Consider the following 23,575-nt stretch of genomic DNA (forward strand, 5'->3'; position numbering starts at 1 on the left):
CTCAGCTAAAAAGAACAGGGCTTTGCACATGAAAAACAAGGTTTCTTTACATTACAGAACCTGCAGCATCCTTTAGTTCTTCTGCTAACTGTTTGTTTTCTTTTACTCTTCTTTTTGCAATGATGGATTTTCCGCGTAAAACCCTTATAAATCTACCAAACTTAAAACGTTCCGCTCCAAAATGATGCGTCATAACATAAGCTAAAATCGCAAATCCCACCCAAATAATATAACCGAAAATCTTTTTATTGGAAGCAATAATCGCATTAAGCTGGATCGTTTTCATGTTGGAAACTACATTTTGCGGACTTACCGTTAAACCATCCATATAAACTGCCAAATCTCCCAAACTCTCTATCTGAAACTGGTACTGAAACCATGAAAACAGCGCTGAAAATAAGCCTACCGTCCAGAAAGTTCTCCAGACCAAAAACAGTCCGATTGCTGCCAACATATCGTTTAATTCAAGCTTATCTAAAGTATAATACCAAACTCCGATGAACAATGCTGCCATTCCGTAACCCTTTAAAAACAGGGGTAAATACCAGTTTTCATAATTAAATTCCAATACCATCGAAAAATACATGATGATAGAATATCCCAACATCGCGGAAAATCCCAAAAAGATGTAAATTTTTAACGGAATATCTTTTTTAAACCAAATTATCGCAATGAAACCCGCCAAAAGGATTCCCGGAATCATGAGTAAACTTAATTTTGCATTCGTCAACTGATCATATCCCAAAACCCCGACCGCATAAATATTCTGAATCGAAATAGTTCCCATAAACATTCCAAGGCAGAGCAACATGAACAAACCATTCAAGACATTGCTTCGTGAAAATATTTTAAATGATAAATAAGGTCTTTTTAAATGGATCTGGCGCGTCACCAATAATGCAAAGCTCACAAAAGCTGCGATACTTGCATTAATAATGTTATTTGAATTCAGCCAATCCTGCTGTTTTCCGAAAGAAAAAACATACGCCGAAAACATAAATGTCGAAATGAAGAACAGAATGCTCAACCAATCGATATAATATAGCGGAACTTTAAGCGCAAAATATTTATTGTGCATAAAAATCCATTGAATTAAGGCCAAAATAAAGCACATAATTGAAATTATTATAAAAAATTGCTGCCAGTTATATAAAATGGAAACCTTCACCGCATAATATCCCGCCACTTGATTCATAACCAGAATAAATGTGTAAAATACTCCATAAAACATTCCTCGGTTTCCGATCATTGCCATTACCGGCAAAAATAATTCTATCGCCACCATCATCTTTAAAAATCCTAAAACCAAGGCAGATGCAATGATTACCGTCGGTTGTAAAGTGGTTGCACTGATGTAATTTAATATTCCTAAAAGAACTAATACGGTAGTAATTTTATTTCGTATTTTGAATCTCATTTTCAGTCTGAGAACTATCGGCATACACGCTCCCATCCCAATTGTAGTAGCATAATTCGCAAAAACATAATTTTCCGAAAGTGCTCCCGTTCCACCGACCATATAGCTGATATTTCCGGTATAAACCCCACCAAGAGGCATCACAATCGCCATCAATAAAACTATTAATAAAAGCTGTACGGGTTTTGGTACCCAATCGTGAAATAATCCTTTGTTATACATTTTTTATAGATGTTAGATTTCAGATATTAGATATCAGATTTCCAGCTTGCTTCATTATTTTTCCATTTCAAAGTCTGGAATCTGATATCTGAAATCTTTATGTCTTAATTAATACTAATATTCATATTCATTCCTGCGCTCAGTTTAGCGATATCTTCTTTCTTATTGGAAGCTGTAAACTCGATTCTTACAGGTATTCTTTGCTGAACTTTGATAAAGTTTCCCGTTGAATTATCCGTCGGAACGTTTGAATATCTTGAGCCGGTTGCTGCAGAAATTGCCGTTACAACACCTTCAAATTTTTGTCCGCCCAACGCATCTGCGGTCATCATCATTTTTTCTCCGACCTTAATATTGGGCATTTGGCTCTCCAAGAAATTAGCGGTTACCCATTTTTGTCCGTTCAGAACAATGGTTGCCACTTGTTGCCCGGGTTGGATTAATTGTCCTTCAGAAATCGCTCTTCTACCCATCACACCATCGTAAGGTGCCGTAATTACCGTATAAGAAAGGTTGATTTTTGCCATATCCAAAGCAGATTTTGTTCTTTTGATTTCTGCATCAATAATTCCGAATTTGCTTTTTACTTCTGTTGTGGAAAGGTTGGCGGATTGCTTTTGATTAACCAACATTTCGTAAGCAGCTTTTTGAGCATCGTACTCAGTTTTCACCTGATCGTATTGCTGTTTGGTCACCGCTTCGGCTGTCAAAAGATTTTTGTATCGGTTTAAATTCTGTTCGGCATTCCAAAGTCTTGCTTTTGCTCCCGCAATATTGGATTCCATTACATTTACGTTATTGGAAACGGTGTTCACAGACGAGCCAGTTGCAACTCGTTGAGCCAAAGCGTTTTGATAAGCTGCTTCTGCCTGACCGATTTGTGTTAAAATTTCGCGGTCATCCAAAACAACCAAAGTGTCACCTTTTTTAACGTTTTGATGTTCAATGAATTTAATTTCTTTGATATAAGCTGAAACTCGTGTGTTGATCGGATTAATAAACTCCTCAACCTGAGCCGCTTCTGTATAAGTTTTATCTCCGATGTGGAAATATTGACGAACTAACCAATACAGACCAAAACCAATGATCAGAAAGACAACAATATTTGAGATAATTGCTTTAAATTTATTCTTTTTGGTTTCTTTTTTCTTTATTTCAGCACTTGATGTCGCTGGAGCTGGCTGTGTATTTTGAATATTTTGTTCCTTGTTTTCCATTGTTTTGTTTTTTAGTTTTTAAAAATTAAAGAGTTCCCGTAGATTTCAGAAGATTATAATATTGATACAAAACGTTGATTTCTCCATTCGCATAATCCAATTCTGACTGTAATTTTTGATTTTGCGCGTCAATCATTTCTGCCTGTACCGCTAATTGATTCAAATACTTAGCTTCTGTTATCTTATAGTTTTCTTCGGCTAATCTTTTGGAATCATTAAGAATCTCAGCTTGCTGAATAGATTCCTGATATTTTACATACGCTGCATTTACCGCCATATTAATATTATCCTGAACTAAAATCATTGCATCACTTGCCTGTATTTTCTGAAGTTGACCAAGCTTTACTCTTTCCTTCGTTTTAAACAGATTATCAATATTATAGCTCAGAGAAACGCCCGTTTGCCAGCCTCCCGCATACATATCTACAACAGGATTTCTGCTGGTGATAGGTCTTTGTAAGCTATATCCTCCGAATCCGGCCACAGTAGGCATTTTATCGGTTTTAATGATTTCGATATTCTTATCGGCAACATCAATATTTGTTTTGGCTGATTTCATTTGCGGATTGCTGCTGTGCGCTAAATTCATATAATAATCGATTCCGATTCCTGATTCTTTGTTGTTTAAATCTTCAATCGGAATAATCTCAGTATCAACAGGTAAACCCAAAGCAATACTTAAATTATAATTAAGGATTTTCTTATTATTAGCCAACGTTAAAATTCCCTGATCTAAGTTTTTGATTGCCAGTTCACCACGAATGGCTTCATTTCGTGTCACCATTCCTTGCTGATAAAATTTCTGGATATTTTTTAATCTCTCCTGAGCCAGTTTTTTGTTGTTCTGAAAGACAGATTCCTGATTTAAAATTTTATAAATATCTAAATAATTAGAGATCACCAGAAATTTCACATCCTGTTTATTTTTTTCAAAATCTAATTTTGTTAATTGTTCACGAAGTCCCGCCAGTTCGATAGATTTATTCACCAATCCACCTTTGAAAATCAATTGAGTAGCCTGTACAGCGTACGAACTCCCGTAATGCGGCATCGGAATATTGGTTGAATTTGAAAAATCTTTGTCAATCGCAATTACATCCCCTAAATAAAATTGGCTCATAGATGCTGTAATTGCAGGCAGTTTCTGAAGTTTTGTAACGTTGATATTCTGTTTTGCAATATCAATATTCTGAGCAGAAACCTTTAACTGCTGATGATTCTGAACCGCCAGTTCGGCGACTTCATTCGCGGTCATTTTTCTTATCTCTTGTGAAAAAAACAGCGCCGGAAATAAAGCTATCACGAGTGATATTGCTGCTTTTATATTATGTACCATTTTACCTTGTTTTACATAGGCAAAGTTATGACAGCAATGAAATCAAACAAATGTTTGAGAATTGGAAAAAGATGTTCAAATGTAGGATTTTAACTTTCAAACTGATTGCGATATTGTGACGGGCTCACCTCCAAATGTTTCTTAAAAAAGTGAGAAAACGAGTATTGATCACTAAAACCAAGCGCATTTGAAATCTCCGAAACTGGCTTATTCGATGAGTTTAAAAGTACCTTTGCTTCATTAATCACAATGGAAGAAATAATCTGACTCGCCGACTTTCCTGTAACCGTCTTGATAACCGAAGAAAGATGTCTGGTTGTAATCGATTGACGTTCGGCATAAAACTCCACTGTCCGTTCTTTTTGGTGATTTTCTGCAAGGTCAGTTAAAAAAATAAAAACAATTTCTTCCTGCCTCGACATCTGACTTATAGAATTACTGTCTTCTGTGGAAATAATACCTGCCATTTGATAACAAAAAACTGAAAAAAGATGCTCTACCACTTCTTTTTTATACAAAATTTCAGTTTCTGTATCTAGAATATATTTAAGAAAATTTACACTTTTCCAGACTACTTCCATTTCATCCGGATCAAATGGAACTCCCCTATTCATTTGTTGTCTAAAATATCGGTAACCAATTAATCGATTGAATCTCAAAGACAAAGCTGAAATAAATTCTCTTTTATAAGAAACCATTCTCGACTGAAAATCATCACTTACAGAAATCATTTCATACACTGTCTGCGGATCCGTTACCATAAACATATTGGCAGAAAGCTCCAGATCACTGAAATGCTGACGAAGTTTTATGCTTCCGGTTTTAATGAAAATAAATGCAGGATTTTCAGGACGAAAAGGCTTATCGACAGCGATTCTCTCGAAAATATTATGTTGTGTAAAAATTTCAACTCCGAATTTTTCTAAGACAGACATAGCACAAATTTAACCAATATATCCAGTGATTGCAAAAATTTATTATTTTAGTGTTTTACAAATTTCTATTATGAGAAAGATTGATTTATTATTTGCAGAATATAGCGAAAGTCACAGAAACGCGACCAACAAATTCATTCACTGGATCTGTGTACCTTTGATTTTCTGGACAATTTTGGGTTTTATCTCTCTTATTCCATCAAAATCAATTGGCTTTAAATATATTGGTGAAATTAGTTATGTAAGCCTTGCTGTGATGGCTTTAGTCACTGTTTTTTATATGAGACTTTCTTTTTTAATTGGTCTAATTATGATTTTTTTGATGACTTTAATGGAAAGTTTCGCTTACGGAGTCAATATTCGTTTTAGAGAAAATTCATGGATTGTCTATCTCGCTGTTTTTATTGTCACTTGGATTTTACAGTTTGTCGGGCATAAAATTGAAGGCAAAAAACCATCTTTCCTGAAAGATTTACAATTCCTTTTAGTTGGACCGATCTGGCTTTTAAGTTTTATCCTTAAAAAACTGGGAATCAAGTATTAATCTTCCAAAGCATAAACTGCGAAACTCGCCAGCCAATGATCTCCACCATAATTCCCCTGGAAAAGTAAGGGAAGTCCGTTATTCAAAAACACTGTTGCCGTTTTCTGAAAATCTTTTTTCAAAGGATGATTGTCAGGAAGCGACTTGGCAATTCCTTTCATACACCAGGCTTTTGTGAAGGATAATCCGACCAAATGAACCGTTTGGTAATCACTCAGATCACTTACCACCGGAATCTTTTCAATATTCTCCAAACTTCGCTTTTCGTAGAAATTATTTAACCATTTTACAAATTCTTTTTGAGGAAGAACTCTTCGCATTAAATCTGCAATTTCTAAACTCGGTGAAAAGAAATCGGAACCATCCGGCTCAAGATAAGCAGGTGTTTTTGTGTTATTTAAATAAAAATATTTTGCTCTTTCTATTAATTGATTTTCGAAATCTTTATCATGATTTTCTCTTGCCCAATCGAGCGCAAATACCATGGCAAAAGCTGTATTTGGATGAACTCCCGTTCTGTTCGGATAGGTTTGTTTTGGCAGATAAGTTTTCCATGAAGTTAAAATTTTATCCGTTAAAGGTTTTAAATTCTGATGCCAGATTTTCGCCTTCGGATTATCCCAGGTTAATAATTCTTCATCAAGCTTTAACAGCCAAGCCCAGCCATAAGTTCTTTCAAATGTATTTGTTAACTCATATTTTGTAAAATAATCTGCTTCAGTTTGAAGATTTTCTTTCTGAAACGAATTATCAAGAATTTTTTCAATGTCTTTAGCAATTGATAAATTAGGTTTTGTCTTTAATAAGCGAACCAACATCCAATGCCCATGAACAGAGCTATGCCAGTCGAAACAACCATAAAAAGTCGGGTGCAGATCTTTAGGGCTTAACGGAACCTCGTTCGCAGTATTGATAATATGCGCCGTTTTGTTCGGATATTCCTGATTGATGCAGTGAAGTGGTTTTTCGGATAATTTGATTGCCATTTCGTCCGTCAGTTTTGGAAGTTCCTGAGCATACATCAAAAATGGAGAAAACACAATTGCGAAAAGACTTTTTTTCATTCAATAAAAATATAAAATAAATTGATTTTTGCCGGTTTAAAATAACATTAAATAAAACATTTACATAAAAGATTACTATTTATTAAAAATTTATAATTAAATCTAAATTTTAAGCATGGTTTTTGATAAAATTGATCAAAATTTTATTCATGAAAAAATTATTTTTGCCTTTATTTTGTCTTCTACTTGTTAATTGTAAAAAAAATGAAAACCAGTCTCTAAATGCTAGTTTAGTTGATGTTGTACAGGAAGATAAAGCAGCTAATATTCCGCCACCGAGTACAATATCTGAAAAACTAATGCCTGACAATAAAGTTGGAAGTACTCCTGATTCACCAAATAAAATCGATACGATTTCAAAAAAAATTATCAAAAACGGAGAGATGAGAATTCAGGTTGGAGATATTAAAAAAGCTCAGAATCAAGTGAATGAAATCTTAAAGAAAAACAAGGCTTATACTCAAAAAGAAGAGTTTCAGAATACAGATACAGATGAAAATTTAGATCTTATTATCAGAGTTCCGCATAAAAATTTTGATGCCTTAGTGAATTCTTTTTCTGATGGAGTCGGCTCTGTTTTATCGAAAAATATTTCGTCAAATGACGTGACAGAAGAATATACCGACGTTTCTATAAAGTTAGCGAATAAGAAAATATATCTTGAAAAATATCGGGATATGTTGAAAAGCGCGAAAACAACAAAAGATATTTTAGAAATTCAGGAAAATATCCGTGAACTGGAAGATGAGATTGATGTTTCGGAAGGCAAACTTCGGTTTATTGATGATCGTGTGAACTACAGCACCCTGAATTTAAGTTTATATAAAGAAAAAGTAAGAAGTTCTGCCACTTCAAAAATAGGTTTTGGAAGTCGGTTTGGAAATTCTCTGACAGAAGGTTGGAATAGTTTTGTTACTTTTTTCCTTGGAGCAACATCTTTGTGGCCATTTTTTTTATTGATTCCTTTAATTATTTTCGGTTGGAGAAAATGGCGAGCGAAAAGAAAAAAATAAATAAAAATCCGAATATTGATTACTATTCGGATTTTATATTTTAAGTCAAATTTTAAGCATTAAAATGATTTTTCACCTTTTCTAAAACCTCCTCATCAGACATTTGTTGTGCTGTATCCAACGTGATATCCAGATTTTTGAATTGAGCTGTATCATGAAGATAATGCTTCAATTCTTCCTGAATTTTTCCGGGACCAGTAATATAAACCTCCTGAGAGTTGGTTAGTAAATGTTCTATTTCTTTAAAGAATTTCACTTTATTGGTTCTTTCAGCATTGTTTCCTGCGTTTTCACTCGAATTTCCGTGTTGAATTTCTGCTTTTACAGGACTGCAAAGGAAAAATTTAAATGCATTTTGAGCATCATGATTTTTTACAACGACAGCTTTTTCACTGTCAATCCAGAGTCCTGCTAATTTTTTTTCAGACATAATTTAATTTTTTAAAGTTATGCTTGATAATAGACAAGAATGATGCAAAGGTTACGTTAACGCATGTTAAAGTTATTTACCTAAAACAAATACAGCCGGGATTTTATGCAGTTCCGGTTTTTGTTTCTGCCATTCTTTGATGGTTTTTGTTTTGATGAATTCATGCTCCGGATCGTTGATGTTTGCAGCAATACACAACTTTGTATTTGGAGATAAAAACTTCGTTAAATCTTCAAAAAGCACATTATTTCTGTAAGGTGTTTCCATGAAAATCTGAGAATAGCCACTTTTTTGAACCATATTTTCCAAATGCAGAATCTGCTTTTTCTTTTCTCCTTTTTCAATCGGAAGATATCCATTAAAAGTAAATTCCTGTCCATTAAAACCACTCGAAATCAATGCTAAAATAATCGACGAAGGCCCTGAAATAGGAATAACTCTGATATTTTTTTCATGACACCATTTTACAATTAAATTTCCCGGATCGGCAATGCAAGGAAGTCCGGCTTCCGAAAGCAATCCGAAATCCTGACCTTTAAGCATTAATTCCTGAGCTTCTTTGATATCTGCATTTTCAGTGTATTTGTCTAAAAGATAAAGTTTCAGATCCGACTGTTTTTTCTCCGGAGCAAAAAATTTAACAACCTTTCTGGCTGTTTTTTCATTTTCTACAAAAAAATAATCAGTTTGCATGATGTATTCTTTGATGACGGGTGAAAAATGCGTAATTGAAGTGTTTTCGGAAAGATAAGCTGGAAGTAAAAAAAGCATTGTATTATTTTTTAGTTCTTTCTTTTAAAGAAGGTTGTGGGTAATATTTTGTTAAATCCATTGAAAATGAAACTGAGCTAATTTTCCAGACTCCGTTTATTTTCATTAAAGTCCAGATTTCTTTGCCCCAATTTTCCATTTTCCCATCATACCAAAAGCTGTAATCAAAATTGGCAGAAGCGATTGATCCGTCTTCAATAATTTTAATATTATCAAATTTCTCTTCCGATTTATCATCTTTAAAACTCCTGATAAATGCTTTATAATCATCTGTAAAAAAACTTTCTGCCTTCGGATCTTTCTCTAAAAGTTTTGCATGAGAGCGTGCTGTAAAAATTCCTGTCCAAAGTACAGGGTCCTGAAACAAAGACAGAAACTTTGCTTCGTCTCTGGATTTAATGCAGCCCATAAAATCATCCATTACTTTTCTGATCGCGATTTCATCTTTGGACTGAGCAAAAATACAATTGAAACTTAACAAAAATAAAACTAAAAAGATTTTCATATTAATTTAGAATTTGGCTTTTAATTGCATCACAACCTTTATCCAACAGCTGAAAAACATTTTCAAAATCTTCCATCCCGCCCCAATAAGGATCAGGAATTTCTGCATTTTTATGATCTCCTAAAACCTCCATAAACAAAGATACTTTCTGTCTCTGTTCCTCATTACTTGTTTTTGAAACAACATCTGCCATCACATCGATATCCATACAGTAAATTTTATCAAATTTTTCAAAATCTGCTGTCATAATAGGTCTTGATCTCTGTTTTGAAATATCAATATTATGATTTGCTGCCGTTTTTATTGCTCTTTTGTCGGGATGTTTTCCTTCGTGCATAGAAATTGTTCCGGCTGAATCTACAAAAAAGTTTTCAGGGACTTTTGTTTTCATAATTCCTTCTGCCAAAGGACTTCTGCAAATATTTCCCAAACAAACCATTAATATTTTCATTGTTTTTGATTTAAAATTTAATGACTAAAAATTTTATTTAATCAACAAAGCTAAACAAAAAATGAAGAATAAAATTATTCTCCATTTTCTATATTTAACTTAAATTATTTCTTATTGTTTAATTCTCTCACTCAATTCCTTCACATACTTCTTCACCTCTTTGTCAATCTTAGAAACATCTTTAATTGTGTCGCAGGCGTACATTACTGTTGAGTGGTCTTTACCTCCCATTTCTTCACCAATTTTAGTGAAAGTAGCATTTGTAAGTTCTTTTGAAAAATACATTGCCAATTGTCTTGGAAGAGCAATTTCTCTTTTTCTTGTTTTAGACAAAAGCTGCTCTCTTTTAATACCAAAATAATCACACACAACATCCTGAATATAAGGAATATTGATAATTTTTTTCTGGTTTGCAGCGATTTTACTGATTGTATCTTTCAGCAATTCCAGGCTTAAATCTGTTTTATAGACTGTAGAATAGGCAATCACAGAATTGATAACCCCGATAAGCTCTCTTACGTTTGTTTTTGTTTCAACAGCAAGAAAATCCAGCATGTCATCAGTCAGAACGATTCCGTCTCTGCTCAATTTATCAACAATAATTTTCTTACGGGTTTGTACATCCGGAGATTTAATTTCTGCAGACAGTCCCCATTTGAAACGCGAAACAATCCTGTCCTGAATATCCATAATATCTGCAGGAGCCTTATCAGAAGTAAGGATAATCTGCTTTCCGTTTTGATGCAAATGATCGAAAATATGGAAGAAACTGTCCTGAGTTGCAGATTTCCCGGAAAGGAACTGAATATCATCAATGATCAGAACATCAACCATTTGATAGAAATTTGCAAATTCCGTTTGTTTATGAGCTTTTGCTGCCGAAATGAATTGCTGAATAAATTTTTCGGAAGACAGATAAAGCACTACCTTATCAGGAAACTGACTTTTTACTTCCAAACCTACAGCTTGTCCTAAGTGAGTTTTTCCAACACCATAACCTCCGTATAAAAATAATGGGTTGAAAGCCGTTGCACCCGGTCTTTTAGCGATTGATCTTGCTACTGTTGCAGCAAATTTATTACTTTCTCCTTCTACATAATTATCGAAAGAGAAATCTGATTTTAAGTTAGAATCAATATTTACCTTCTTGATTCCCGGAACCACAAACGGGTTCACAATATTAGACGAAAAACCTTGCGGCATTGTTTCCTGCACTCTGGGAGTAGGAACACTTTTCCCCTTCATATTCATTGTAACGGGTTTTTCTAAACCAGCCGGTTTATTTTCCATTACAGAATACCATAATTTCACTCCTTTTCCTATATTTTTCTTCAGGGCAGCAGAAAGTAAGGACAGGTAATTGTCCTCTATATATTCCTTGTAAAAATCACTCGGTACCATCAACGTAAGGTTGTTGTCAACCAATGAAATCGGCTGTACCTTGTCGAATAATAAATCGAAAGATTTTTCAAGTTTTTTCAGATCAGAATTGTCTTCAGCAGCGTTCAAATTATCGCGCATGAACTGAATGCATTTCTGCCATATCAACATTAAATTTCCATCCATAATTAAGCCCTGATTGATTCTTTAGTTTGTACTGTTTTTCAGAAGGAGGACAAAGGTCTCATTTTTTTATTTTAAAAAAAAATTTTGCGGTTATTGATTATTTAAAAATATATTTGTATGTATAATAGAGTAATAAAAATGATACATACAAAACATTCATTAAGAGTGCGTTACGGAGAAACAGACCCCATGAAATACGTTTATTACGGCAACTATGCACAGTACTTTGAAATTGGCAGAGTTGAGCTTTTCCGAAGCATAGGAATGTCGTATAACGAGATTGAAAATCAAGGAATTTGGCTTCCTGTTTCGGATTACAAAATTAAGTATTTGCGCCCGGCTTTTTATGATGAAAAATTAGAAATTCATACTTATGTAAAAAAAATTCCGGGAGTAAGAATTGAATTCGAATATGAAATTTTCAACGAAGAAAATATTAAAATTACAGAAGCTTCAACTACCCTTTTCTTTTTGGATGCAAAAACCAATAAAGTAATAAAATGTCCGGACTACCTGATGAAACTAATTAAAGAAAATTGGACTGAGTAAGACTGCAAAACCAGACTCTAATTTTAAATTTCAGTCTTTTAAGTTTTTGATGTAATATTACAATACATTCAAGTCCCTTCATAAAAATCTTAAGAATTTGGAACTTTTCAGTTAAAAAAAGTTTTAATCAAATAAAAAAATAAAAAATATAATGAAAATCGCCTACTTGGGCCCACAAGCAAGTTTTACACAACTTGCTGCTACCCAGCTTTTCCCGAATGAAGAACTTTTGCCGCAAGCAAATATTTTAGATTGTTTTATCGCTGTAGAAAACGGAGAAGTCGAAAAAGCTGTTGTTCCGCTGGAAAATTCAATTGAGGGAACGGTTTCTATGACGCTGGATTATTTATATAAAACGCCCCAGATCAAGATTGAAGCAGAGGCTATAATGCCGATTGCTCATCATTTGATGGTACATCCTGATTGTAATGTCGAAAATATTGAGAAAATTTACTCGCATCCACAGGCTTTAGCTCAAAGTTTTCATTTTTTGGACAAACAGTTCAAAAAAGTTCAAAAACAGGATTATTCTTCCACAGCGGGGGCGGCAAAGCATGTTTCAGAAAATCCAGACAGAAATTTGGCAGCAGTTGCCAATCAGTTTGCTGCTAATTTGTATGGTTTAAAAATTATTCACAGAAATATTCAGGATTTTGAACAAAATCATACCCGATTTATTATTATTTCCAAAAATCAGAATGTTTATGAGAACAATAATTTAAATATTTTGGGCGAAAAATCGGGAATGTTAATTACACTTCCTGAAGATCATGCAGGGGGACTCCATCAGGTTTTATCAGTTTTTGCATGGCGAAAAATGAATCTTAGCAAAATAGAATCCAGAACATTGAAAACGGGATTGGGAAATTATTTTTTCTTCATCAATGTAGTCGGAAAGTGGGAATCTGCCTTATATCAAAATGCTTTAGAGGAATTAAAAACTTTAGATGTAAAAGTTGACTTTCTTGGAAATTATAAAGAATTTCTTTTAGAAAGTTAATTAATCTCTGAGACTGTCAATGCATTTCTTGTCTTTCTGACATTTTTAAAATTTAATTCGTAAAACCTTGGTTTATAATTGAAAAAAAATGCTTACCTTTAACATAAGCTACTATTCATCAAATAGTTAATCAGTAATTTTAAATACATAATTAGATAAACACTTTTCGAAACCTATCACATATAGGCTTTAAAATACTTTATTCAATATAACTACCGTTTGATTATTAAATTAACATTTATATTTATCTAAATTTAAAAAATATTTAAAGATAAAATTTTATTTTGCATGATATTTGATGTATATTTACACAAAACTAACTGAGGATAAACCATAACTAAATTAAATTTTTAAACATGAAAACTAAATTTTGTAGCGCATTTTTAGCCATTATGTCTATCCCGATTTTCGCTCAAGTAGGAATTAACACACCTAACCCACAAGCAAACTTAGACATTAACGGAACAACTAAAATTAGACAAACCCCTTCTGCACCTGCTTTGCCTGGATATCAAATTTTGGCATTAAACCAAAATACAGGCGGAGACAATCAAGTTTCCCAGGTAGACCCACAGCTTCTTGCGAGTTACGTTATCAACAATGGTGTAAATACAAGTATCTACAGTGCAAAGAAAACAGCAGGCATCAGCCTATTAAGTTTCGGCCTTTTCCCATCTGGGTTTAGAGCAGTAAACTTTTTAGCAGCAGAAAGAACAGTTGGTACTGCTTCTTTATTTTCTGACACCGATAACACGTATACTATTCCGACTGCCGGAACGTATGCTATAGGATTTTCCTTCAAATATGGTACAGGATTACAAGCATCATTATTAGCAAACAACCCGGGAACCGGAATTGTAAGAACCAGAGCAGGTGTTGCGACTCTTATTGACAGCCGTCCATTTAGTGGAGCTAACCTAATTATATTAAGTTTAACAATTGCAGAATCTAACATCGATTCTCTTTATACTTTCCAGGCAGGAGATAAAATCTCTTTTGGACTTACAGGATCAACTGCCCTTGATGTTACATTAATAGGAGCAAGTACAAGTTCTTTTTACATTTACAAAGTATCGAACTAAGAATCTTTATATAATTTAATCACTTTACAGAATTAATCCATCGTACGTTGTATGATGGATCAATTCGTTTTATAGGGCAACATTTGATTATATTTGATTTATCAAAAAGTAAAAAATGATCTACCTTCTGATCTTTATAATAGTAATATTCGCCATTCTCTTTAACAATCTGAATAGTAAGCTTAAGAAATTAGAAAAAGAAATTTCTGAGCTTAACCGAAAATTGGCTAATCAAGAAAAGATCTCAGAAATAAAAGAGGAACAAACGATACAAACATCAACATCCATTTCACCAATACACCAACATGAACAAGTTGATATAACTGATCTGCAAGCAGATAATGATATCCCATCAAAAGAAGAAAAAGATTGGCTTATCCCTGTTTTTGATTTTTTTAAGCAAAACGCTTTAACTATCATCGGGATTTTCACACTGGTTTTAGGAATCGGATATTTTGTAAAATACGCTCTCGACAAAAACTGGATCGGGGAAACATCAAGAGTAGGAATCGGATTTTTAGTTGGAGCCGGAATTATTCTAACCGGTCATTTTTTAAGGAAAAATTATTCGGTTTTCGCATCAATCATTACCGGTGGCGGAATTGCTGTTCTGTATTTTACCATTACCATTGCTTTTCGGGAATATCATTTGTTTTCGCAGAATACTGCTTTTTCGATTACCTGTTTAGTTACTTTAATCTCTATCGCGCTTTCGTATCATTATAAAAGTGAAATTTTAATTATTTTCTCCTTGTTTGGCGGATTTTCAGCTCCGTTAATGATCAGTACAGGACAAAGCAATTACCCTTTCCTGTTCACTTATCTTACTGTTTTAAACATCGGAATGTTGGCAATAGTATTCCTGAAAAAATGGAAAAGTGTCGGTTGGGTTTCTTTTGTTTTTACCGCTATTTACCTTTTTTACTGGACGGCCGAAAAACCTGAAATACTGAGTGTATACTTTTATATCGTAAGTTATATTGTTTTCTATTCATTTGCTTTACATAATTATTTAAAGAAAGGAATTTTATCTTCTTTTGATATTTTAATGCTTGTCTTAATAAATTTCACCAGTATTATCGGTTTGGTTTACATTTTCAACACATTGCAACATGAACCTGTCATTATGTTCCCGATTGGTTTTGCTTTGGTTAATCTCGGTTTATTTTACAGAGAATATTCAAAAAAGAGCTTTGGTGTAAATTATTCTGTTTTTACAGGAATTACGATAAGTCTTATCACAATTGCCGTTGCTTTACAGTTTAAAACCCATTTAATTACAAGTGTTTGGGCAATTGAAACGACATTACTTCTATTCATCTGGAAAAAAACCAATAATCTCAATATTTTTAAAATATCTTTTTATATTTTGTTTCCTTTGGTCATCCTTGCACAAATCATGACATGGACGGAGTATATTGACTCCAATAATCTCATCATAATTTTCAATCCCATATTTTTGACAAGTCTGGTAACGGTGATCACAACTTTTGCCAATTTAATTTTATTAAGAAAGCTTTCTGATGCTAATAATGAAAACACCGATTTTTTTGAAAATATCTTCACAATTATAAGCTATGCCGTAATTTACATTGCTCTTTTACTCGAAATCCTGTATCATATTTCCGAAAAACCGTGGATCGTGATTTTCAGTGTTGCGATGCTTTTCAGTTTGTATTATATTTTAATCTTATTATTATTCAGAAGGAAATTAGAAATTAATAAAATTCTGGAAACAGCACTTCTTTACTTGTTTTTATCCTTAATTATTATTGATACTTTATTTTCCGGTTCAGAAATTATTTCTAATTTTTTATTGAAAAAAGTTCAGCTTAGTTTTTACGGATTATATCTATTGTATTGGATTCCTTTCATGTATATAATGCTGAATATTTTAATAAAATCAGATTTTTTCAAAATAAGGTTCTCTTACTGGCTCATTGCAGTTGCTTTTATTACTGCCGTAAGTAGCGAACTGTATCATTTTTATATATTGATTAACGCCAGTCAAATTTCAGAAATCGGAAAACTTGGGCAACATTTCAATCTGTTGTATTTACCAATCATATGGGCAATTCTTGCGAGTATTTTTATTTATAAAGGATTAAAAAGTGATATTTCAGAATATAACAAAATTGGTTTTGCTTTAATTTCTGTTATGATCTTAAAATTATACCTCTACGATGTCTGGAAAATGGACAATGTCTCCAGAATCATTGCTTTCATTATATTGGGAATCATCTTATTAGTAAGTTCATTTTTATTCCAGAGATTAAAAAAAATCATAAAAAATCTGGTCGAAAATAAAGATGAAAACCAGAAAATACAGAATTCAGAATCCTAATAAAAGACTTTATTTATAATTATTATTTAATTTATTGTAAAATTTTATTCACATTTTATAAAAAATAACTATATTTATCAAGTTTTTAACAGTTACTTATTCCTAAACATTATGAAAAAATTACTCTACTCTTTTTTACTATTGTCTTCTGCTACTCTATTTGCACAGAAGAATACAACTACAAAATTTGCAGTTGCCAATGATATTGTTGGAACAGTAGATATGTTTAATGCTTACAAGAGCAGAATTCAGAGTACTCAAACTTATAAAGCTGCCAATCTTCCTCAAAACCTTAAAAAATTCGGTTATATTGCGGAAAACGGGTTAGTGGAATACAAATTGAAAAGCGGTCAGGGTGTATTAGACAGACTTCCCTTGTCTGAGCTTAATGCACAATACGGATTGGCAAAAAACACTCCTGTTTTCATCGACGGATATGAATTCACAAATACCGATACTTTAGTATTCGGGGATATTTTAGGAAACATGGAAGTTATTGATAATGGAGGTAAAAAAGCTGTATCAGTTATCACAAAAAAGTAATTTCTCAGATCATATTTAAATGAAAAGGATACTCAAACGAGTATCCTTTTTCAGTATTTATTGTTCCATTTTTTCTTGAGTTCTTCGTAGATTTTCTTTTCCGTGGCATTATTGCCTGGTTCATAGAATTTTACATCCTCAATTTCTTCCGGAAGAAAACTCTGGTCTACAAAATTTCCTTCGTAAGAATGGGCATATTTGTATTCTTTTCCGTAATCCAGATCTTTCATCAGCTTGGTCGGAGCATTTCTTAAATGCAAAGGAACAGGCAGATTTCCGGTTTTCTTCACCAAAGCCAAGGCATCATTAATCGCCATATAAGCAGAATTGCTTTTCGGGGAAACTGCAAGATAAACTGCCGCTTCACTCAAAATAATTCTAGCTTCGGGATTTCCGATGACATTCACCGCCTGAAAGCAATTGTTCGCAACAACCAAAGCATTCGGATTAGCCAAACCTATATCTTCAGCCGCCAGAATCAACATTCTTCTTGCAATAAATTTAATATCTTCTCCCCCCGCAATCATTCTCGCCAACCAATACACCGCACCATTCGGATCACTTCCACGCATAGATTTGATGAAGGCTGAAATAATATCGTAATGCTGTTCACCATTTTTATCATAAAGAGCCATCGTTTCCTGCAAAACTTCCAGGACATCTTCATTTCTGATTTCTGATTTTGCAGAATTCTTGTATTGATTCAAAACCAGCTCCACAGAGTTAATCAGCTTTCTCGCATCACCTCCCGAATATTGAATAAACGCTTCTTTTTCAATAATTTTAAAATCCGTATTTTCATCTTTATTGAAACTTTCCGAAGCAATATCCACCAGTTCTTCAAGCTTTTCATAGCTTAAAGCCTTTAAAACATACACCTGACTTCTGGAAAGTAAAGCCGAAACCACCTCAAAACTAGGGTTCTCGGTAGTTGCACCAATTAAAACAATCCATCCTTTTTCTACAGCATGAAGCAAAGAATCCTGCTGAGATTTATTAAAACGGTGAATTTCATCAATAAAAAGAATCGGCGATTTTCCCGAAAAAAGATTTTGCTTTTTGGCATCTTCTATCACATCACGAACATCTTTTACCCCCGAAGAAACGGCAGAAAGCTTATAAAATTTCCTTCCCGATTGTTCAGAAATAATTTCCGCTAATGTTGTTTTCCCTGTTCCCGGAGGTCCCCAGAAAATCAGAGAATTCAGAGAATTATTCTCCAGCATTTTTCTGATTGTCCCCTTTTCTCCGGTCAGATGTTCCTGCCCGAGAACTTCGTCTAAAGTTTTCGGTCTTAATTTTTCGGCTAATGGAATATTTTGGTTCAAGATTTAATTCAGTTTTAATTATTTTTTTTGAAATTAACTCTGTCTGTAAAGTAAGTTGATGATGTAAATATATGAATATGTTTGTCAACAAGAAACCCGCCAAATTATTGACGGGTTTCAGATATTTAAAATATTTTCCTTATTCTAAGGGAGGGTTTTCGTTTTTTTCAGGAACGGAGGTATCCTTTCTATTGACCAGTAATACATTATACTGATCTGTAAGCGCATTCAGCTGATTGATCACCGTTTGATATGGAGAAGGCGGTGTTTCTACCAACAGATGAAGTGCATCTATTCTGTCTCTTAATGCATAATAAGCTGCATTTATTTCTTCCCTTTTGGTTTTAATGGTTTCGGGATTGGCATCACCATATTCCTGGGTACGGGAAAGGTATTTTGTATTGAACAGTTCATTGGTACTTTTCAGCTCTGCAATCCAGGCCGAAAGATCAAACGCTGTTATCGCATCGGCAAGCTCCGGCTTGTTTTCCCAATCGCGGAGAAGATTGTTGAGTGTTGCGGTTTCTGCCTGATAGTTGAGACGGGCGATCCCGCTTCCGTATAATGCGATATTATCTAAAAGCAATTGCGCTTTTTGTTTTTTATCCGCTTCATAATGATAAGACTGTGATAAAAGAAAATAGAAAATTCCGTTAATTGCATTATCTCTTCTTTCATCTAAAACCAATAATTCCTGAGTTTTTTCACTTGCTAAAGCTTTTTTGTAAAGAGCTTCCAGTTCGGAGATTTTGGTGTTGAAAGCTGACAACTTTACATCAATCCCTAAAGATTCAGGATTGTTCAGGTCAATGATCCCTGTAAAGTCTTTTACATACTGCAGATATTCTGCATTTCGAAGTAATCTTAATTCAATTGCATTCATATTTTTAAAAATGTTTGTTGTTTTTTTTCGGGAAAGCTTGTTGCGAGGGTGCAACAGACTTTCCCGGTTACCGGAAAAGTCATTACTAGGGTGAAGGGACCTTTCCCGTAGGGTAATTTGCTGTTTTAGCCCTTAGACTGGTTTTTCCAGAATTCAACCTGTTCTTTTAATTCTTTGATGCGCTCTTCGTATTGTTCTACCAGTTTTTCGGAAAGGAAAGAGTTTATTGTAGTTATTGTTCCTACATTTTGGAAAGCAAAACCTCCCAATTGATCCAAACTACTAAAATTATTTGCTTCATCAGAGAAGAAATTCTCAGGTTTTATTTCGAAAATTTCACTTAGTTTTTGAATGTGATTTGCCCACGAATTGCTTTCTCCACTTTCTATACGGGCATATGCAGATTGAGAAATGCTTAGTTTCTCTGCCATATCATCCTGAGAAAACCCTTTAGATTTTCTTAATCTCTTTATTTTCTCGGCTACAGTATTGGTCATACCTCTATATTTTAAAACAAATATAAATATTTTTCATTACAAAAGGCTTACCCGATTTTCGGGTAGCTTTATGCAAAAATAGATTTTGTGTAAAATATTAAATTTCACATATTTGTTGGGTAATTAAAAAATTATATATTTATAACTTTATAACACAAACATCTATGAGAAGAAAAATTATTCTCAGGCTGTCTTTACTGATAGCCTTTATGACCGTACTATGGTCCTGCCAACAGGAACTCCTGCAGACCGAGCAGGATTACTCCCAGAAATCTCAACAATTTATCATTCAACAATTATTACGCGCTCAGCTGGAGAAGAAAGATCCGCAACTGGTAAGCAAGGTAAAACAATTGCAGATAAAGAAACCTTCCGGAAATGCAAAAATCTATACCGATACCGAAAACGGTTTTTCCGTAAATACAGATAAAGCTATTTTGGTAGAAGATGCGAATGGCAATAAAACCTATACCTTTAAAATAGAAAGGAATAACAGCAGTCCAGGGTTTCTGGAAAATCTTGTCCTGGAGCAAATAAGTGATGGAGAGTACACGGCGTATATCTCGAAATATGATCAGATAGCGGTACAGAATATGGGAAGTATTGCCCAAAGTGATCTGAAAAACCACATTACCTTTACACCATTGGGAACAAAAACAGGAACGGAAGTTTTCGGAAAATACAATGCTGATCCTTGCCAGGTCATGATGCCGGTTGCGTCCAGCTGGGTACAGGTAGGCGGAACGATGTGCTATACAGGGGAACATGATTTTGCCCATATCTCTGAATGTAACTATGCAAGTAATATAAATGGCTATCCTCCTACTCCGGGATATTACACCTATGAGATTTCTTACGGATCTGTCGATATCTGCGGTGGCGGTGGCGGATTTACACCGGGTAACAATAGCGGTGGCGGAACAACTCCTATTGGAGGAGGAGGAAGTGGTGGTATTACTTTTATAGATTTTGATACTCCTTGCGAGAAAACAAAAAATATGATAACAAATCCTGTAGTAAAGGCAAAAATTGATGAGATGAGGGATCAATCAAAGCTACCTTATTCTGATCCCAATTATGGAGAAACCGGATATAAATTTGACGCCAATGGAGTACCTACGCCAAAAATAATTGGAGGTAAACATGACGTAAGTTTAGGAGATACGGCAGGATATTTAGGAGGCTATCATAACCATACAGAGTTAGGAACAAACATGCTTTCTCCGGCGGATATTATTAAACTTTTAGATTTTTCTTTAGCACAAACCAATGGAAATATTGAAGACGGCTATTTGGGAATGGTAGGCTCAGAAGTTTGCTCAAGTTGTCCGGGAGGTTATAAATATTACCATTATATCATTAATTTTAGCGGAAATATGTCTGAACTAACTCAATATGTTTATAATAATACTTGGGATTTAAAACAATTAAAAAAAGATTATCGTGAACATGATAAAGAACTAGCAGATAATCCATTATATGTAAATAATTTAGGTGATGATTTAAATAATCAAGGATTAGAAAAATTATTTTTTGATACATTAAAAAATATGGGGATGGATGGAAAAGTTAGTCTTCAAAGAATAGAAAATGACGGAACAGTAAAAACTGTAACTTTGAATAATGATGGAAATACAACAACCGCAACACCATGTCCAAATTAAAAATATAAATATGAAAACAAAAAATTTAAAAATTTCAGTCTTATTAATTGTAATAATGACTATAATATCTTGTAAAGCTCAAACATTGCCACTAAATACCTTAATGGAGAATATTCCTCAAGGAGCATATGTTAAAGATTTAAATAATGAGCTATCTACATATATAGGTACTTATAAGACTAATTATCAAGGAAATGAAATAACTTTATTTGTTACTAAAGAAGAAAATAAACCTACAAAAAGAATTAACAAAAATTTTTATAGAGATGCTTTAGTAATTAAATATATAGTTAAAAGTTCTTCTGGAGTAGTTTTACAGAATACTCAAAATATGACTTTGAGTGACCAAACATTTTTTAATATTTTCAGCATTAGAACTAGACCTTATAACAACACTATCATTTTTACTTATGATGGTACTAATTGTGGTATAGGATGGGGAGATATATATTTAAAGAAAATTAATGCTACACAAATATCTTGGGAATATCGTCCTGATAATTCATTAATTGATAGCGCTACTTGTCCGCCAAGTACAGATAAGACCGTTTATTTACCTGTGACGAAGGATTTAATTTTTACTAAGCAATAAATTCAACCGCTGAAAGGCGGTTTTTTAATTATAAGGGATTAGAGAAACTATTTTTTGATAGTTTAGATAAAATGGGATTATCTGGTAAAGTAATTTTGCAGAGAGTAGATGATGATGGTACTGTAAATAATATTAATTTAGATGCTAACGGAATTCCTGTGGCTACCCCTTGTCCGCAACTTTAAAAATATAACAAATGAAAAATACAATTTTTAAAACACTTTTTTTAATAAGCCTAATAAACAACTTTTTATCTTGTAAAGCACAGCAAATAATGCCGTTGAATACATCTATTGATGATATTCCAGCAAATGCATATGTGAAAGATTTAAATCATGAATTAGATCCATATATTGGTACATATAAAGCAGATCATCAGGGAAAAGAAATTACTTTATTTATTACAAAAGTTGAAAATAAACTTGAAAAAAACGTAGGTAAAATTTATTATTTAGATGCATTAATTGTAAAATATATTATTAAAAACTCATCTGGTACTATCTTACAAGACACTCAGAATATGAATTTACAAAATAATGGTATTTCAAGTTATAGAATAAGATCTTATGATAATTCAGTTATTCTTTATTATGAAGGTACGAATTGTGGCGTTGGTTGGGGTAATGTTTTTTTAAAGAAAATAAATGCTACCCAAATTTCCTGGCTTTATGAACCTGATGATTTAATGATACTTCCTGGACAATGTCCAGGGAATCCAGATTTGATAATTTATCTACCAGAAACAAAAGATCCGTTAATTTTTACTAAGCAATAAAATAAAGCAACCAAAATTTGGTTGCTTTAATCTAAAAAACTTTTGGATATTAAATATAAATTATCAAACATAAATCACGAGATTCTAGATTTCATAAAAAATAAAGATTGACAGTTTTCAAAAAAATATTAATATAAACCACCTAATTGGTGGTTTTTGCTTTTAGTTTAGAATCAAAATTTCAAAATTCAATCCTTGTAAACAACTATAATTCTAACAATTCTCAACCCACAAAATCATCAAATCGACCAACACCGGAATTTCTCCGACGAACACGCATTTACATTCGGGAAACTTCTGACAATTTTAAACTCATTTTCAAATTTTTACCCTATTTTTGTATTGTTTTGAAACTTACACTCAACAAAATAGTCACTTTTCCTTTGGTAATACTCATCAGATTTTACCAATGGTTTATCTCGCCTTTACTTCCAAAAAACTGCCGGTATGAGCCTACCTGTTCCCATTATATGGTAAAAGCTTTGCAGGTTCATGGTATTTTTAAAGGTTTTTGGCTGGGCGTAAAGAGAATTTCAAAATGCCATCCTTGGGGAGGAAGCGGGTACGATCCCGTGCCACCGAAAAAGTAAAATTTAAATAATCAAACTACTAAAAAAATAGAAATGAGTAATATTTTTTTCAGAATTTATCTCGTGATATTTACATTGATAACACAATGTTTTTTCGCACAGAATTATCAAGACAGTTTATCTGATGGAACACTAAAAATCAATTCTTCTGAATATCCTGTAAAAATTTATGCAAGTACAGAATTTAAAAATTTAAATAATTTCGCTTCTGTTAAGACAAAAGGTAACACATTGATTATTTTTAATAAAACAAATCT

The 23,575-nt window shown here is 33.3% G+C and carries 24 protein-coding genes; 11 read left to right on the forward strand and 13 right to left on the reverse strand.

Features of this window, described 5'->3' with window-relative positions; genetic code table 11:
* Positions 1-46 precede the first annotated feature (46 nt).
* The 4 genes from ABD745_RS14615 to ABD745_RS14630 form a co-directional block, all read right to left on the reverse strand.
* Positions 47-1,639, reverse strand: a complete 1,593-nt coding sequence (locus ABD745_RS14615; RefSeq protein WP_344831369.1) for an MFS transporter — start codon at positions 1,637-1,639, stop codon at positions 47-49.
* 104 nt (positions 1,640-1,743) lie between these two features.
* Positions 1,744-2,856, reverse strand: coding sequence for an HlyD family secretion protein (locus tag ABD745_RS14620; RefSeq protein WP_344831374.1), 1,113 nt, complete (start codon positions 2,854-2,856; stop codon positions 1,744-1,746).
* A gap of 25 nt (positions 2,857-2,881) precedes the next feature.
* Entirely contained in the window at positions 2,882-4,192 is a 1,311-nt protein-coding gene (locus ABD745_RS14625) for a TolC family protein (RefSeq protein WP_344831376.1), read from the reverse strand.
* An 89-nt stretch (positions 4,193-4,281) separates the two neighbouring features.
* A complete protein-coding gene (locus tag ABD745_RS14630; RefSeq protein ID WP_344831381.1) occupies positions 4,282-5,127 on the reverse strand; it encodes a helix-turn-helix domain-containing protein in 846 nt (281 codons plus the stop codon).
* 70 nt (positions 5,128-5,197) lie between these two features.
* Between ABD745_RS14630 and ABD745_RS14635 the strand changes: the two genes are divergently transcribed.
* Complete coding sequence (locus ABD745_RS14635) at positions 5,198-5,671, forward strand: Mpo1 family 2-hydroxy fatty acid dioxygenase (protein ID WP_344831384.1); 474 nt, start codon at positions 5,198-5,200, stop codon at positions 5,669-5,671.
* On the opposite strand, the gene ABD745_RS14640 is transcribed toward ABD745_RS14635, so the two are convergent.
* Positions 5,668-6,735 carry a DUF2891 domain-containing protein gene (locus tag ABD745_RS14640; protein WP_344831388.1) on the reverse strand — a complete coding sequence of 356 codons (1,068 nt, stop codon included), beginning with the start codon at positions 6,733-6,735 and terminating at the stop codon, positions 5,668-5,670. The two genes, ABD745_RS14635 and ABD745_RS14640, sit on opposite strands and share 4 nt — an antisense overlap.
* A 149-nt stretch (positions 6,736-6,884) precedes the next feature.
* On the opposite strand from ABD745_RS14640, the gene ABD745_RS14645 reads away from it, so the two are divergent.
* Positions 6,885-7,748: a DUF4349 domain-containing protein gene (locus ABD745_RS14645; RefSeq protein ID WP_344831390.1), complete on the forward strand. Its 864-nt coding sequence runs from the start codon at positions 6,885-6,887 to the stop codon at positions 7,746-7,748.
* Positions 7,749-7,800: 52 nt separating this feature from the next.
* Here the strand turns inward: ABD745_RS14645 and ABD745_RS14650 are convergent, their stop codons facing one another.
* The 5 genes from ABD745_RS14650 to dnaA form a co-directional block, all read right to left on the reverse strand.
* Positions 7,801-8,178: a hypothetical protein gene (locus ABD745_RS14650; protein ID WP_344831392.1), complete on the reverse strand. Its 378-nt coding sequence runs from the start codon at positions 8,176-8,178 to the stop codon at positions 7,801-7,803.
* 72 nt (positions 8,179-8,250) lie between these two features.
* Complete coding sequence (locus tag ABD745_RS14655; protein WP_344831394.1) at positions 8,251-8,949, reverse strand: SAM-dependent methyltransferase; 699 nt, start codon at positions 8,947-8,949, stop codon at positions 8,251-8,253.
* 4 nt (positions 8,950-8,953) lie between these two features.
* A complete protein-coding gene (locus ABD745_RS14660) occupies positions 8,954-9,454 on the reverse strand; it encodes a Cif family virulence factor (RefSeq protein ID WP_344831396.1) in 501 nt (166 codons plus the stop codon).
* A gap of 1 nt (position 9,455) precedes the next feature.
* Positions 9,456-9,905 (reverse strand): low molecular weight protein-tyrosine-phosphatase, encoded by a 450-nt coding sequence (locus tag ABD745_RS14665; protein WP_344831398.1) that lies wholly within the window; start codon positions 9,903-9,905, stop codon positions 9,456-9,458.
* Positions 9,906-10,016: 111 nt separating this feature from the next.
* Positions 10,017-11,471, reverse strand: coding sequence for a chromosomal replication initiator protein DnaA (gene dnaA, locus ABD745_RS14670; protein ID WP_344831400.1), 1,455 nt, complete (start codon positions 11,469-11,471; stop codon positions 10,017-10,019).
* A 138-nt stretch (positions 11,472-11,609) separates the two neighbouring features.
* Here dnaA and ABD745_RS14675 point away from each other — a divergent pair, with 138 nt between their 5' ends.
* From ABD745_RS14675 to ABD745_RS14695, 5 genes are all read left to right on the forward strand, one after another.
* A complete protein-coding gene (locus ABD745_RS14675) occupies positions 11,610-12,020 on the forward strand; it encodes an acyl-CoA thioesterase (protein WP_344831402.1) in 411 nt (136 codons plus the stop codon).
* Positions 12,021-12,171: 151 nt separating this feature from the next.
* A complete protein-coding gene (gene pheA, locus ABD745_RS14680; RefSeq protein ID WP_344831404.1) occupies positions 12,172-13,020 on the forward strand; it encodes a prephenate dehydratase in 849 nt (282 codons plus the stop codon).
* 356 nt (positions 13,021-13,376) lie between these two features.
* Positions 13,377-14,102 (forward strand): hypothetical protein, encoded by a 726-nt coding sequence (locus ABD745_RS14685; protein ID WP_344831406.1) that lies wholly within the window; start codon positions 13,377-13,379, stop codon positions 14,100-14,102.
* A gap of 223 nt (positions 14,103-14,325) precedes the next feature.
* Entirely contained in the window at positions 14,326-16,446 is a 2,121-nt protein-coding gene (locus ABD745_RS14690) for a DUF2339 domain-containing protein (RefSeq protein WP_344831408.1), read from the forward strand.
* 111 nt (positions 16,447-16,557) lie between these two features.
* On the forward strand, positions 16,558-16,989 hold the full coding sequence (locus ABD745_RS14695) for a hypothetical protein (RefSeq protein ID WP_344831413.1): 432 nt from the start codon (positions 16,558-16,560) through the stop codon (positions 16,987-16,989).
* A gap of 50 nt (positions 16,990-17,039) precedes the next feature.
* Here the strand turns inward: ABD745_RS14695 and ABD745_RS14700 are convergent, their stop codons facing one another.
* From ABD745_RS14700 to ABD745_RS14710, 3 genes are all read right to left on the reverse strand, one after another.
* Positions 17,040-18,317 carry a replication-associated recombination protein A gene (locus ABD745_RS14700; protein ID WP_344831416.1) on the reverse strand — a complete coding sequence of 426 codons (1,278 nt, stop codon included), beginning with the start codon at positions 18,315-18,317 and terminating at the stop codon, positions 17,040-17,042.
* 139 nt (positions 18,318-18,456) lie between these two features.
* On the reverse strand, positions 18,457-19,200 hold the full coding sequence (locus tag ABD745_RS14705) for a DUF6261 family protein (protein ID WP_344831420.1): 744 nt from the start codon (positions 19,198-19,200) through the stop codon (positions 18,457-18,459).
* Positions 19,201-19,325: 125 nt separating this feature from the next.
* On the reverse strand, positions 19,326-19,697 hold the full coding sequence (locus ABD745_RS14710; protein ID WP_344831423.1) for a helix-turn-helix domain-containing protein: 372 nt from the start codon (positions 19,695-19,697) through the stop codon (positions 19,326-19,328).
* A 164-nt stretch (positions 19,698-19,861) separates the two neighbouring features.
* Between ABD745_RS14710 and ABD745_RS14715 the strand changes: the two genes are divergently transcribed.
* The 4 genes from ABD745_RS14715 (at position 19,862) to yidD (ending at position 23,318) form a co-directional block, all read left to right on the forward strand.
* Complete coding sequence (locus ABD745_RS14715) at positions 19,862-21,361, forward strand: hypothetical protein (RefSeq protein ID WP_344831427.1); 1,500 nt, start codon at positions 19,862-19,864, stop codon at positions 21,359-21,361.
* A 10-nt stretch (positions 21,362-21,371) separates the two neighbouring features.
* Positions 21,372-21,953, forward strand: coding sequence for a DUF6705 family protein (locus ABD745_RS14720; protein WP_344831433.1), 582 nt, complete (start codon positions 21,372-21,374; stop codon positions 21,951-21,953).
* A 196-nt stretch (positions 21,954-22,149) separates the two neighbouring features.
* Complete coding sequence (locus tag ABD745_RS14725; RefSeq protein ID WP_344831437.1) at positions 22,150-22,728, forward strand: DUF6705 family protein; 579 nt, start codon at positions 22,150-22,152, stop codon at positions 22,726-22,728.
* Positions 22,729-23,111: 383 nt separating this feature from the next.
* Positions 23,112-23,318, forward strand: a complete 207-nt coding sequence (gene yidD / locus ABD745_RS14730) for a membrane protein insertion efficiency factor YidD (protein ID WP_425549801.1) — start codon at positions 23,112-23,114, stop codon at positions 23,316-23,318.
* The last annotated feature ends 257 nt before the right edge of the window (positions 23,319-23,575 follow it).

Origin of the sequence: Chryseobacterium ginsenosidimutans, from assembly GCF_039536845.1 — a bacterium.
GTDB classification, from domain to species: domain Bacteria; phylum Bacteroidota; class Bacteroidia; order Flavobacteriales; family Weeksellaceae; genus Chryseobacterium; species Chryseobacterium ginsenosidimutans_B.

What these genes read in the sequence shown, in the direction of transcription:
- dnaA (WP_344831400.1), bottom strand. Translation starts at nt 11,471, where the DNA reads ATGGATGGAAATTTAATGTTGATATGGCAGAAATGCATTCAGTTCATG.
- ABD745_RS14715 (WP_344831427.1), top strand. Translation starts at nt 19,862, where the DNA reads ATGAGAAGAAAAATTATTCTCAGGCTGTCTTTACTGATAGCCTTTATG.
- ABD745_RS14685 (WP_344831406.1), top strand. Translation starts at nt 13,377, where the DNA reads ATGAAAACTAAATTTTGTAGCGCATTTTTAGCCATTATGTCTATCCCG.
- ABD745_RS14650 (WP_344831392.1), bottom strand. Translation starts at nt 8,178, where the DNA reads ATGTCTGAAAAAAAATTAGCAGGACTCTGGATTGACAGTGAAAAAGCT.
- ABD745_RS14635 (WP_344831384.1), top strand. Translation starts at nt 5,198, where the DNA reads ATGAGAAAGATTGATTTATTATTTGCAGAATATAGCGAAAGTCACAGA.
- ABD745_RS14710 (WP_344831423.1), bottom strand. Translation starts at nt 19,697, where the DNA reads ATGACCAATACTGTAGCCGAGAAAATAAAGAGATTAAGAAAATCTAAA.
- ABD745_RS14725 (WP_344831437.1), top strand. Translation starts at nt 22,150, where the DNA reads ATGAAAAATACAATTTTTAAAACACTTTTTTTAATAAGCCTAATAAAC.
- ABD745_RS14640 (WP_344831388.1), bottom strand. Translation starts at nt 6,735, where the DNA reads ATGAAAAAAAGTCTTTTCGCAATTGTGTTTTCTCCATTTTTGATGTAT.
- ABD745_RS14645 (WP_344831390.1), top strand. Translation starts at nt 6,885, where the DNA reads ATGAAAAAATTATTTTTGCCTTTATTTTGTCTTCTACTTGTTAATTGT.
- ABD745_RS14625 (WP_344831376.1), bottom strand. Translation starts at nt 4,192, where the DNA reads ATGGTACATAATATAAAAGCAGCAATATCACTCGTGATAGCTTTATTT.
- ABD745_RS14695 (WP_344831413.1), top strand. Translation starts at nt 16,558, where the DNA reads ATGAAAAAATTACTCTACTCTTTTTTACTATTGTCTTCTGCTACTCTA.
- ABD745_RS14705 (WP_344831420.1), bottom strand. Translation starts at nt 19,200, where the DNA reads ATGAATGCAATTGAATTAAGATTACTTCGAAATGCAGAATATCTGCAG.
- pheA (WP_344831404.1), top strand. Translation starts at nt 12,172, where the DNA reads ATGAAAATCGCCTACTTGGGCCCACAAGCAAGTTTTACACAACTTGCT.
- ABD745_RS14660 (WP_344831396.1), bottom strand. Translation starts at nt 9,454, where the DNA reads ATGAAAATCTTTTTAGTTTTATTTTTGTTAAGTTTCAATTGTATTTTT.
- ABD745_RS14620 (WP_344831374.1), bottom strand. Translation starts at nt 2,856, where the DNA reads ATGGAAAACAAGGAACAAAATATTCAAAATACACAGCCAGCTCCAGCG.
- ABD745_RS14655 (WP_344831394.1), bottom strand. Translation starts at nt 8,949, where the DNA reads ATGCTTTTTTTACTTCCAGCTTATCTTTCCGAAAACACTTCAATTACG.
- ABD745_RS14630 (WP_344831381.1), bottom strand. Translation starts at nt 5,127, where the DNA reads ATGTCTGTCTTAGAAAAATTCGGAGTTGAAATTTTTACACAACATAAT.
- ABD745_RS14615 (WP_344831369.1), bottom strand. Translation starts at nt 1,639, where the DNA reads ATGTATAACAAAGGATTATTTCACGATTGGGTACCAAAACCCGTACAG.
- ABD745_RS14665 (WP_344831398.1), bottom strand. Translation starts at nt 9,905, where the DNA reads ATGAAAATATTAATGGTTTGTTTGGGAAATATTTGCAGAAGTCCTTTG.
- ABD745_RS14675 (WP_344831402.1), top strand. Translation starts at nt 11,610, where the DNA reads ATGATACATACAAAACATTCATTAAGAGTGCGTTACGGAGAAACAGAC.
- ABD745_RS14720 (WP_344831433.1), top strand. Translation starts at nt 21,372, where the DNA reads ATGAAAACAAAAAATTTAAAAATTTCAGTCTTATTAATTGTAATAATG.